This window comes from Mesorhizobium sp. G2-6-1 (genome assembly GCF_055809095.1).
Genome location: NZ_CM147896.1, coordinates 345,068 through 356,837, shown reverse-complemented (window position 1 = coordinate 356,837; position 11,770 = coordinate 345,068). Strand labels below are relative to the sequence as shown.

Annotated in this window: 9 protein-coding genes and 2 pseudogenes; 7 read left to right on the top strand and 4 right to left on the bottom strand. The window is 56.4% G+C overall.

What is annotated here, in order from left to right; translation table 11 throughout:
- The first annotated feature begins 19 nt into the window (after window positions 1-19).
- On the top strand, window positions 20-952 hold the full coding sequence (gene rarD / locus AC0L7S_RS01660) for an EamA family transporter RarD (RefSeq protein ID WP_473472779.1): 933 nt from the start codon (window positions 20-22) through the stop codon (window positions 950-952).
- Between the two features lie 34 nt (window positions 953-986).
- On the opposite strand, the gene AC0L7S_RS01655 is transcribed toward rarD, so the two are convergent.
- A complete protein-coding gene (locus AC0L7S_RS01655; RefSeq protein ID WP_473474137.1) occupies window positions 987-1,598 on the bottom strand; it encodes an LOG family protein in 612 nt (203 codons plus the stop codon).
- Between the two features lie 112 nt (window positions 1,599-1,710).
- On the opposite strand from AC0L7S_RS01655, the gene AC0L7S_RS01650 reads away from it, so the two are divergent.
- The 6 genes and pseudogenes from AC0L7S_RS01650 (at window position 1,711) to pssA (ending at window position 7,932) form a co-directional block, all read left to right on the top strand.
- Window positions 1,711-3,291 carry a LysM peptidoglycan-binding domain-containing protein gene (locus tag AC0L7S_RS01650; RefSeq protein WP_473472778.1) on the top strand — a complete coding sequence of 527 codons (1,581 nt, stop codon included), beginning with the start codon at window positions 1,711-1,713 and terminating at the stop codon, window positions 3,289-3,291.
- 63 nt (window positions 3,292-3,354) lie between these two features.
- Entirely contained in the window at window positions 3,355-3,687 is a 333-nt protein-coding gene (locus AC0L7S_RS01645) for an ArsR/SmtB family transcription factor (protein WP_473472777.1), read from the top strand.
- Between the two features lie 24 nt (window positions 3,688-3,711).
- The gene (locus AC0L7S_RS01640) at window positions 3,712-5,598 is read left to right on the top strand and encodes an ABCB family ABC transporter ATP-binding protein/permease (RefSeq protein WP_473472776.1); all 1,887 of its coding nucleotides are present in this window, start codon (window positions 3,712-3,714) and stop codon (window positions 5,596-5,598) included.
- A gap of 59 nt (window positions 5,599-5,657) precedes the next feature.
- A pseudogene (locus tag AC0L7S_RS01635) lies at window positions 5,658-6,243 on the top strand (DUF922 domain-containing Zn-dependent protease).
- A 173-nt stretch (window positions 6,244-6,416) separates the two neighbouring features.
- On the top strand, window positions 6,417-7,115 hold the full coding sequence (locus tag AC0L7S_RS01630; RefSeq protein ID WP_473474136.1) for a phosphatidylserine decarboxylase: 699 nt from the start codon (window positions 6,417-6,419) through the stop codon (window positions 7,113-7,115).
- Window positions 7,116-7,122: 7 nt separating this feature from the next.
- Window positions 7,123-7,932 (top strand): CDP-diacylglycerol--serine O-phosphatidyltransferase, encoded by an 810-nt coding sequence (pssA, locus tag AC0L7S_RS01625; protein WP_473472775.1) that lies wholly within the window; start codon window positions 7,123-7,125, stop codon window positions 7,930-7,932.
- Window positions 7,933-8,015: 83 nt separating this feature from the next.
- Here pssA and AC0L7S_RS01620 read toward each other — a convergent pair.
- From AC0L7S_RS01620 to AC0L7S_RS01610, 3 genes and pseudogenes are all read right to left on the bottom strand, one after another.
- A pseudogene (locus tag AC0L7S_RS01620) lies at window positions 8,016-10,258 on the bottom strand (AMP-binding protein).
- A gap of 395 nt (window positions 10,259-10,653) precedes the next feature.
- Window positions 10,654-10,884: a hypothetical protein gene (locus AC0L7S_RS01615; protein ID WP_473472774.1), complete on the bottom strand. Its 231-nt coding sequence runs from the start codon at window positions 10,882-10,884 to the stop codon at window positions 10,654-10,656.
- Between the two features lie 211 nt (window positions 10,885-11,095).
- Window positions 11,096-11,722 carry a hypothetical protein gene (locus AC0L7S_RS01610; RefSeq protein ID WP_473472773.1) on the bottom strand — a complete coding sequence of 209 codons (627 nt, stop codon included), beginning with the start codon at window positions 11,720-11,722 and terminating at the stop codon, window positions 11,096-11,098.
- Window positions 11,723-11,770 lie beyond the last annotated feature (48 nt).

The following is an 11,770-nucleotide window of genomic DNA, read 5'->3' as shown; positions in this document are numbered from 1 at the left end:
ACGGCTTCATATAGGGGCGATGGTGACGAACGCGTTTCAAGCAGAAGTTGATTCCAAAAACGCGCAACGTGGGTTTGCACTTGCTTGTTCGGCCTATTTTCTTTGGGGGCTTTTGCCCTTCTACATGAAATGGGTCGCCTATTTGCCACTGATGGAGGTTGTCGCCAGCCGTGTCATCTGGTCGGTGCCCATTGCTGCCGCCGTGCTCATCTGGCTCGGGCGCACTGCGGATTTCACGACTGCGCTTCGTTCCCCGCGTGTACTCGGTATGGCTGCACTGACGGCTACGCTCATCACACTGAACTGGAGTATCTATGTCTGGGCGATTGCAGCCGATCGCACGATTGAAACGGCATTGGGTTACTATATCAATCCATTGGTCAATGTTGTGATCGGTGCACTTCTGCTCGGTGAGCGGCTGGATCGGCGGCAAATGTTAGCCGTAGCCCTTGCGGCGATTGCGGTCGCCATTCTCACATGGGAGGGTGGAAAATTGCCTTGGGTTTCGTTGGGTCTTGCCGCTTCATTTTCGGCATATGGCTATTTTCGCAAGACATTGCCGATAGGCCCAAGCCAGGGCTTCCTGCTCGAAATCATCATTTTGGCGATTCCCGCGCTTGGTTATCTCGGCTGGCTGGTCGCTTCCGGGCAGGACCATTTCATATCCGGAAATTTCAGCGACACGATGCTGCTGATCGGATGTGGCCCGGTCACGGCGATCCCACTGTTATTGTTCGGATTTGGCGCGAAATTGCTCCGGTTCTCCACGCTTGGAATCATGCAGTATATCGCGCCGACGCTGGTGTTCCTGATCGCGGTTTTCATATTCGGAGAGCCGTTCGGCACGGTCGACGCAATCGCCTTCATGCTGATCTGGACAGCGTTGGCAATTTATACGTGGTCGATGCTGAGCCATCGCCCGCCGCCGGCCAAAGCACCGCCTATCCATTAAAACGGCGTGCATCCAATTGGACGCACAAAAGGCGCTACATCTTTTCGATAATCGAAGAGACGCCCTCTGGCGGGCCGTCCGTCGCAGCGGCAGCCGTCAGAATGGCAGCGACAATGGCTTCGGGGGCATTCACCACCAGCGGCCTGACTTTGTGAGCCGTGTGGATAAAGCCTTCGCTCGCCATATGCTCGATCAAAATCATCATCGGGTCCCAGAATCCGTTGACATTGCCAAAGACCATAGGTTTGCGATGATGGCCGAGTTGCGCCCATGTCATGATCTCGACGATTTCCTCCACCGTACCGATGCCGCCGGGCAGCGCTACGAAAGCGTCGGATTCTTCAAACATCCGTTGCTTGCGCTCGTGCATGTTGTCGGTGACAACGACCTGATCCAGTCGATCAAGCGCCATCTCGGTAGCTTCGCGGTTCATGAGAAAGCGCGGAATGATGCCGCAGACCTTGCCATTGGCTCGCATTGCACCTTCGGCCACGGCTCCCATAATACCTTTGGTGCCACCCCCATAAATGAGGCGTAAGCCTGATTGCGCAATGGATTGGCCAAGCGCGCGCCCAGCTTCGAGGTAGGCGGAGTTGCGGCCCACAGATGAGCCGCAATAGACGCAAATGGAGCGAATCTTGTTCATGTTATAATTGGTGCTGTGCGTAGGCACGACGGTCAAGCCTTAAACGGGCTTTTTCTTGTCGGCTTGAATAAAACAGGCTAGACCGCGTTAGGTGGTTAAGGGCGAGAACGATATGGCAATTACTCCGTTGAGAGCTTTCCTGTTCGCAACTGGTGGCTTGGCCGCAGTTGCGGCGGTTGCCTATGTTGCGGGCGCTTTCGATCCCTATATCAATAAGCCGTCATCGACCGACGTTTCCGTGCTATCCCAATCTTCAGAGCCAGCGCCCACCTCAACGACGGCTGACGGAACGCAGGGCCGTATGCCTGAGGCTGATGGAACAAGTTCAAATCCACCTGCCACGCCCTCAGCCACCGATGCGATGAAGCCGATGAAATCTGCTGAGGAGGACGCAGCATCGACCAATCCAGCGCCCGCCAATCCAGCACCAGCAGGCGTGATTGCCCCGAGTTTCGATGTTATGCGCGTTGAGGGTAATGGGTCGGTTGTCGTCGCCGGCAAAGCCGCACCGGCTGCGAAGATCGAGATCGTACATGGATCGACGGTTCTGGGTGAAACGGTCGCCGGCCCCGATGGGGATTTTGTCTTCGTTCTCAATAATCCGCTGAAGCCTGGCGACTATCAGATCGTGTTGCGTTCGACCGCGCCGGGCAATGTCGTGGCGACCTCGACGCAAACAGCCGTGCTTTCCATCCCAGAAAAGCCCGATGGCCAAGTATTGGCAATGGTTGAAGAGCCGGGCAAACCGGCTGAATTGTTGACGCTTCCCAAATCTGAAACGAAGCCGGAAACTGCGGCCGAATCTGATTCAGCGTCGATCCCGGCGCAAAACGATCAGCCTTCCGCTGCCACCACGACAACACCCGATGAACAGGCCGCACCGCAAACTGGCGAAGCGCAAGTGACAGGTGACGATCAATCCGCTCCAGCCGCAACCGTTCCCCCCGCCGCGACAGCGCCCGCGGCTGAAACAGTTCCCTCAGGTGCACCGAAGATCGTTGTCGAGGCGGTCGAGATCGACGGTAACAAGATATTTGTCGCCGGGCAGGCCGATCCAGGAAGCAAGGTTCGTGCCTATGCCAACGAGATCCTGCTTGGCGATGCGCTGACCTCACCTGATGGTCACTTCCTTGTCGAAGCGACGCGCAATATCCCGGTCGGCGAATATACCATCCGCGTGGACGGTCTTGATGCCAGCGGTTCGAAAGTTGTGGCGCGCGCAACAGTGCCTTTCCAGCGCGAACCCGGTGAATCTGTTGCCGCAGTAGCCCCCAGCCAATCGATGCAGACCGGGACCGATGCCGCAGCCGGTGAAACGCCGGTGGCGTCAGCAGAACCATCTGTCTCGACACAGGCTTCATCGGCGGAGCCTGCCGCGACGGACGGTCAGATAAGCGAAAAAGTTGCTTCGGCTTCACCTTCTGACGAGGTAGCGGCAACTGTGTCGCCCAAACTCGAACATGCTGATAGCGCCGTTATCATCAGGCGTGGCGATACGCTGTGGCGGATTTCGCGACGGGTTTATGGACGCGGCATACGTTATTCGACGATCTATCTGGCAAATCAGAGCCAGATCAGCGATCCTGATCGTATCTGGCCCGGCCAGGTGTTCAAGCTTCCCGAACAATCGAAGGAAGGCGAGGCTGCTGACCTCGATGCAATGGGCGACCAGATAACGACGACACCACAATAGACGGGTTTTCTTTTCGGCAGGGCACTTGTGGAATCAAATATCATCGTATATCGACGATATACGATGAATATTTTACAAACTGACAATGCGATGGCTGATGGTCTGGCCAATGGCCAGATGCTTGCCGCCAAACTCGCAGCTCTTTCGCATCCGACGCGCATCGAGATATTGCGCCATTTGTCCTCAAATCGGTCGTGCTGCTGTGGCGACGTGGTCGATCGGCTTGATTTGGCGCAATCCACCGTGTCCCAGCATTTGAAAATACTGGTCGCGGCAGGTTTCGTTCACCTCGCGCCCGAAGGCCAGCGCTCCCACTATACCATCGATCGCGAGGCGCTTGCATCGGTTTCGGCTGCTGTTGACGCATTCACCAGATCTTGCTGCTCCGGTTGCTGATCCTCTACCCGCAAGGCATGAAACGTGGCTGAAAAAACCGTATCCGCAGAATCCGGCTCGACCTTCAAGACCATTGTGAACTTGTGGCCATTCATGTGGCCAGCGGATCGCGCTGATCTCAAGGCACGGGTCGTGTGGGCAAGCGTGCTTCTGGTCGTTGCCAAACTGACATTGATGGCCGGGCCATATTTCTTCAAATGGGCAACCGATGCCTTGGCTGGCGATGCGAAGTCAGCTCCGCCATTGCCAGCCATCCTGTTGGTGCCTGTCATGCTGGTGATTGCCTATAATGTGGTACGATTGGTGCAATTGGGCTTCAACCAGTTGCGCGATGCCATGTTCGCGCAGGTCGGGCAACATGCGGTGCGTCAGCTCGCCTATCGTACATTCGTTCACATGCACGAATTGTCGTTGCGTTTTCATCTGGAGCGGCGAACCGGCGGGCTATCTCGCATCATCGAACGCGGCACCAAGGGCATTGAAACCATTGTGCGTTTCACGGTCCTCAACACCTTGCCGACCATTCTCGAATTTGCCCTGACTGCCGCAATCTTCGCAGTCAGTTATGGTTGGCGATATGTGGCCGTGGTCGCTGTCACGGTAGCAATCTACACATGGTTTACCGTGCGCGCGAGCGACTGGCGCATCTCCATTCGCCGCGACATGAATGACAGCGATACTGACGCAAACACCAAGGCAATCGACTCGCTTCTGAATTTCGAAACCGTCAAATATTTCAACAACGAGAAAATGGAGGCGCAGCGTTTCGACCACGCGATGGCGCGCTATGAGATAGCGGCGACGAAGATCTGGACTTCTCTCGGTTGGCTGAATTTCGGACAAGGTGCGATTTTCGGAGTTGGCATGGCGGTCGCAATGGCCATGTCGGCGCTGGAAGTGCAGGCGGGAACGCAGACCATCGGTGATTTCGTTTTCATCAATGCGATGCTGATGCAGCTATCCGTGCCGCTCAATTTTATCGGCTTTATCTATCGCGAAATCCGTCAGGGTCTTACCGACATCGAGCAGATGTTTGACCTGCTCGATGTGCGCCAGGAGGTTATCGACAAGCCAGACGCCAAACCTCTGCATGTCGAAAAGGGCAACGTCGAATTTCGCGATGTGCACTTTTCCTATGAGGCCAATCGCAATATCTTGAAGGGTGTCAGCTTCGAGGTGAAGCCCGGAAAGACAGTGGCCATTGTTGGCCCTTCCGGCGCTGGAAAGTCGACCATATCGCGCCTTTTGTTCCGCTTTTATGATATTCAGGCTGGCGCTGTCCTTGTCGATGGTCAGGATATTCGCGAGGTCACGCAACAAAGCCTGCGGGCCGAGATCGGCATGGTACCGCAAGATACGGTGCTGTTTAACGATACGGTTGCCTACAACATCCGCTATGGCCGGGTTGGTGCCAGCGAAGAAGATATACAAAAGGCGGCTGAACTTGCCCAGATCGGCCCATTCATCGAAAGTTTGCCGGATGGTTATCGCACAATGGTCGGCGAACGGGGCCTGAAGCTGTCGGGCGGCGAAAAGCAGCGCGTGGCTATTGCCCGCACCATTCTGAAAGCACCGCCTATCCTCATTCTCGACGAGGCAACGTCCGCGCTGGATAGTCACACAGAGCAGGAAATTCAGGCAGCTCTCGATCTCGTCAGCCGGGGGCGTACCACCATCGTCATCGCACACCGGCTCTCAACCGTGATTTCCGCCGACGAAATTATCGTGTTGAAAGAGGGCATGATCGCCGAACGCGGGACACATGCTGAACTTCTGGGCGAAAAAGGCCTTTATGCTTCGATGTGGGATCGCCAGCGTGAAGCGACCGAAGCGGAAGAGCGTTTGCGTATCGCGCGCGAGGCAGATGAACTTGGCGTTATCGTGCGCCGTCGCACTTCGGAGGTTGAGTGACCGACCCCTTCCTTGGCGCAGTGCGGCACTGGTTCTCCTGGAGCCGGACAAGACAATCGATTCGCGCAGGCCTGCTCCTGTTCGGTTGCATCACTGTCTTGCCGATATCAGCATATGCGGGCTGGAAAGCAGTCGAGACAGCTAAAACCTACGCCATCACCGGCAAAAATGGCGCTGAACTTTATGCATCTATAGGTCAGAAAGGCCCCAAACTGGGCAATGTCAGGGTTATTGCCCATACAAATTTCAAACTGACATGGTCCAGAAAATATGAACCGCGAGGCAATGCCTGCGTTCTGGCTTCAGCCCGTCCCAACCTCACCATCACCTACACGCTACCTGAACCGTCGGCAAAACTCTCCGCTGCCGTTCGCAAAAGCTGGGATAGCTTCATTGCCGGAATACGCAGTCATGAGTTGGTGCATGGTGACATCATCAAGGATATGGTCAGAAAGATCGTGAAAACCAGCGTTGGAATGAGCGTTGCCAATGATCCCGGCTGCCGTAAAATCCGGGAAGAGCTGAAACAACGTCTATCCGAACTTTCTCTCGCACAACGCCAGCAAAGCCGGGATTTTGATCGCGCCGAACTCAGTCAGGGGGAATATGCACCAACTGATTCTGAAACTGGTAAGCGGGCGCTGAATGACGTTGGAGAGGCAGGCTCCTGCCTTCGGTATAGCCGCCAGCGTTAAACATATATGGCAGGCGCGGTGCTTGGGTTGCGTACAAGCGGCACCTCGCCAGATTGTTGCGTTGCGAGGCGAGGCGGTTTCGTCTAGACAGACGCGACCCGAAATGGAGCCGGTCTCAACTTGATGCAACTTGTCGACACGATCAAAAACGCTTTTGTTCCGATCCATCGTGAGGGCTATCCCTTCATCGCTATTTTTGCGGTGGTGACGCTGGTTCTTGGCTTCTTTTCATCGTTTCTGTTCTGGATCGGGCTGATCCTGACCGCCTGGTGCGCGTATTTTTACCGCGACCCGGAGCGTGTGACCCCGGTCGATGATCGGCTGGTGGTAAGCCCGGCTGATGGCGTTGTCTCCGCGGTCGGACCAGCCGTGCCGCCACGTGAGCTTGGCCTTGGAAACGCTGAGTTGACCCGCATATCCGTTTTCATGAACGTCTTTTCCTGTCATGTGAACCGCGCCCCGGTGCGTGGTCGCATCAACCGCATCGAGCATCGGCCCGGTAAGTTCCTGAACGCCGAACTGGACAAGGCCAGTGCGGAAAACGAGCGCAATGGTCTCGTCATCGAAAGCCCTAACGGGACAGTCGCCGCAGTTCAAATTGCCGGTTTGGTGGCGCGCCGCATCGTCTGTTGGGCCAAGGCCGACGAGACTATTGGCATCGGTGAACGATTTGGCCTGATCCGCTTTGGATCGCGCGTTGATGTATACGTGCCAGCAACCGCCACGCCGCGCGTCGCGGTCGGGCAGACAGCGGTGGCAGGAGAGACGGTCATCGCCGAATTTGGTGGCGTAGCCACAGTTCCACTCGTGCGCGTCTCGTGATCGAACGATGAGTGCGCCTTACAAGAAGTTCGAACCACACGGGGCAGGCGGGCCGCGCATCCGGGAAATCCCGTTGCGCATGATGTTTCCAAATCTCGTTACCGTTCTGGCAATTTGTGCGGGCTTGTCCGGCATCCGTTTCGCCTTCGAGGGACGCTTCGAGACTGCTGTGGTGATGGTGCTGCTTGCGGCCTTCCTCGACGGCGTCGATGGCCGGCTCGCGCGGCTGCTCAAGGCCACATCGAAATTTGGCGCGCAAATGGATTCATTGGCCGACATCGTCAATTTCGGTGTCGCACCGGCCCTTGTGCTCTATGCCTTCCTGCTCGATGGTGCCGGTTCACCGGGCTGGATCGCCGCGCTTTTGTTTGTCATCGCCTGCGCCATGCGGTTGGCACGCTTCAATGTACTGGACGAAGCCACCGATCAACCCTCATGGCAGGCCGAATATTTCGTCGGCGTTCCTGCACCGGCTGGAGCCGTTCTGGTCATGTTGCCGCTCTATCTGTCATTTCTTGGCCTTGAGCCGACGAGGCTGGCTTCCTTTGTCGGCGCTGCATTTACCGTGGTCGTCGCATTCTTGCTGGTTAGCAGGCTGCCGATCTATTCCGGTAAGAGCATGAAGATTCCGGGCGACAAGATGCTGCTGGTAATCCTTGCCGTTGCGCTCTGCATTCTGCTTCTGGCCAGTTACCCTTGGTACACACTCACGGCTTCGGTTGTGGCATATCTCATATTCCTTCCGTTCAGCGTTCGCGCCTATTCGCGCCGTGCCAAGCGGGAAGGCGAAGCGATTTTGCCGCCTGACGTTGAATGATTTGAACATTCTACGGAAAGTCTATCCGGCTTAACGTTGAAAATCGCGCAAAGACAGAGGACGAAAATCTCGATCGACTGAAATCACAATCGAGATTGCTTCTCTTTTGCGGCACGCTCAAGCCGCTCAAGCGCAACTTTCTGTGTCGAAACATAATCGGTCTTGCCCGAACCGAGCAACGGAATCTGGTCGACCTTGACGATGTCGTTGGGCACCGCAAGCTCCGCCACGCCAGCCTGCTTTCCGAATTTGCGCAAGGCTTCCGCGCTCGCCTCCTTTGACGTCGTGACGAGTACGATCCGTTCGCCGCGCCGTTTGTCAGGAACAGACACCGCTGCATGGTTCTGCTCAGGCCACAACGAATGAACCAGTATTTCCACCACCCCAAGTGAAACCATCTCGCCAGCAACCTTGGCGAACCGCTTTGCACGCCCGCAAATGGTGATGAAGCCATCGCGGTCGACAGACACGATATCACCCGTATCGTGCCAACCTTCGGCGGTGGGTTGCAATTCCCCCGGTCGCTCGGCGGTCATGTAACCCATCATGATATTCGGACCGGAAACCCAAAGACGTTTGCCTTCGGCAATTCCCTCCACGGCTTCCAGCTTCATCCGCATCGCTGGCAGCAACCGCCCGACGGTGCCGTCGCGATTGTGGATAGCGCTGTTGACGGCTACGACAGGCGCCGCTTCAGTCAAACCAAACCCTTCAATGATCGGGGTCTGAAAGCGATCAAACCAGATGCGGCGCGTCTCTGGTCGTACCGACTCTGCGCCGGCAACGACGAACCGCAGGCTGGAAAAGTCCTCATCCTTGGCGGTGCGGGCATAATTCGCCAGAAACGTGTCTGTCCCGAACATGATCGTCGGTCGAATTTTGCGCGCGATTTCAGGAATGATTTTGTAGTGCAATGGCGAGGGGTAAAGGAAAAGGCGAACCCCGCCTAGCAGCGGCAGAAACGTGCCGCCGGTCAGGCCGAACGAATGGAAGACAGGCAGCACATTGAGAAGCGTGTCCAGCGGGGATATGCTCACCCGTGCCTCCGCCTGCATGGCATTGACGACGAGATTTCGATGCGAAAGCACGACGGCTTTGGGAGTGCCTTCCGAGCCGGAAGTAAACAGGATGACGGCTGGCTTTTCGCCATCTTGCGCGCACAACGGGCGTTTCCACTTTATCGCTGCCGTCAATTTTTCCAATGTGGAAATGCTTGCGCGCACATCTTCGAGCCAGAGGAATTTTGCGCCGCCAGCTTCCACCGCCTGCACGATGTCATCGAGCGCCGCCTTTTCGATAAAGGCGCGTGAGGAAACCACCGTTCTTATCCCGGCAGTGCGGATTGCTGCGGTAACGCTGGCTGGCCCGGCTGTATAGTTGATCATTGCGGCGACCCGGCCAGCCGATGACAGACCAAGCAGGGACAAGACGACGCCATTGGTGTTGGGCAACATCAAGCCAACGGCTTCTCCCTGCGCCGATATGGCTTGAAATCGTTCACCCAGGACCCGGGCGCCGATGAACAGCTTCCTGTAACTCAGCGCGCCGCTGACGACATCTTCCAGAATGATACGCGAAGCTCCAAAGCGATCCGCTGCGTCGCGCGTTGCAAGAAAAAGGCTGCGGTTGGAGTCGGTGGCTTCAACACGCACCTCTGCCACACGGTCGAAAAGCGCATTCGACGCATTGATTGCCTGTGCGCAACCACGCTTGGTCATTTCGGTAACCGTCAAGGGATCGAGTACGCATATCGAAAGGCGGGGAAACCATCGCCGGGGGCTTTTTTAGCCTCAGTCAGCGAAAACGGCAGGTGACGGGCACCATTGATGAAGATCGGCACGATGGAAGCGTCGGATTGCCGGGCGATCCGGCTAACGGCGCGGTAAAGTCGAAACGACTTCACGTCCGGTTCAACCGCTTCGGGCAGATAGACTGCAATACGTCCCTTGCCTTTCAAGACACGAACCAGCCTGCGGCTGACGAAGACATGCTCGGCCTTGAAGGCGATCGACCGGGCAAGTTCACGCCACGGTTCCAGCCAGAGTGATTTGGCCGAGGCTTCGTCCAATATGTGCAATGTATCGGCGGGCAGGAGCGACAGCATTAGCGCTGGGTCAAGACGCGACTGGTGCGTGATGACATAGATAACCGGGGCCCGCGCGTTTCGGGCGATTTTCACCTGGCGGTCTGAAATTCGATAGGCGAGCTTTAATGGGACATACAGGAACGCTTGCCTGAAGCTAAGTCCCAGCCGCACAATCATAAATATGGTGGCGAGGCACCACGCGCCGACGATACACGCGAGTAACGCAAGGGCTAAAATCATGCCGCATCACTCCCAATATTTGACGCATCGCAGCTCTTCCGGCCGTTTGTCTAAAGCCTCAGGAGATTCCGAAAACCAGCAACCACTTTTCGGTCCGATGCTCTAGGAAACTAGACGAAGTTCGATCAACGTCAATGGCGTACGGTCTCTCGATGTCTCGTTGGTTGCGGGCCGAGATCAGCTTTTCATGTGTCGGAACACGCCAGCACCGCACAGCAAAGCGGCGGATGAAGCGCATGGGAAAGGATAGATAATATTGGCGAAAAAAAGCCGACCCTTGGGCCGGCTTATAGAGGGAGACGGGCAGGGGGTGAGGGATTTGGGGAGGCCCGTCTGACCAATAATTCACGATCCCGCGAATGGTTCCCCTGTCGCCAGAAAAAATGACCGAAATCTTACTCGGCAGGTTCCGTTGCCGATGGTTGGTCATCGCCCATGTCGTCGGTATAGGGTGAGGCGCTTGGAATGCACTGGACAAACCAGCCCGCCGGCACCGGTTGCTTTTGGTATTCGGTGATCGCGGCGGCGCACTCATCGCGCCCATCGAAGGCAGTGGGCAAGACAACCATGCCGCCTTGCGGCCCGGAAACGACCAGATACCAGACTAGCGCTACAGTCGCTGACATTGAAATTCTCGCTATGTTGCAATTAGCCATCACATGATGGCCACAGCCGAATTTTATCAACTAACGCCACGACGCGGAAGCCTTGGTTAAAGGCGCGGCATTATGACTCACAGGCGAACCTGAACTCGGTTCGCCTGTGGCAATTCTACGTCAGAGGTTGAGTAAAAACAAATATATTGAGTGGTTTGACGGGTCTATCAAATCCACCACATCAGTTTGCCGCGAAGCAATAGAACAAGCCGTCTCCACCTGTGCCTTTGAGCGCATCCTGGCTACACCCGCCGCGCGAGCCGTGCGAAGAGTTCCACGATTTGGCCGCCGCCGAATCGTCAAGCCCCATACGGTCGGAATGGCCCAACATTGCAGCCCCTTCTTCTCCGCTTAACGTCCAGTCGCCGCATGTATTGTCCGCGACTTTCGTGCCGTCGGGATTGGACCCTGTTAAGATGTCGTGGCGGTTCGGTGTATCGCCGCGCCCATTGATGACCTCTCCATTTTCGTTCAGCGCGGTCTCCTTGGTGATGCCGTTGGCATCGCTGTGAAGCGAAGCAACATCGTCGGCGATTTTTTCACCCTTGGCATTGTACCACGGGCCACTGCCGATGCGGTCGCGAGCATCGGTGTCGCTGGTCGATAGATAGGCATGCCATGTTTTCCCGCTGACGCCGGCGGCTTCCGCAAGCGAAGCGCAATGCGCATCGGCCCCGCTAAGTCCGCCGAGATTGGCACCGTTACCGGAGCCTTGGCTTGTCACGAAGAAACTCATCGAAGTGTCTTGAGCATGGGCCGCGCCAGCGGCGGCAAGGGTCAGGGCAGTCATGAGCAGTAATTTTCGCATGATGGTGTCCTCCAGCTTGTTGACGTTTGTCGCCTACAAGTGAACGAT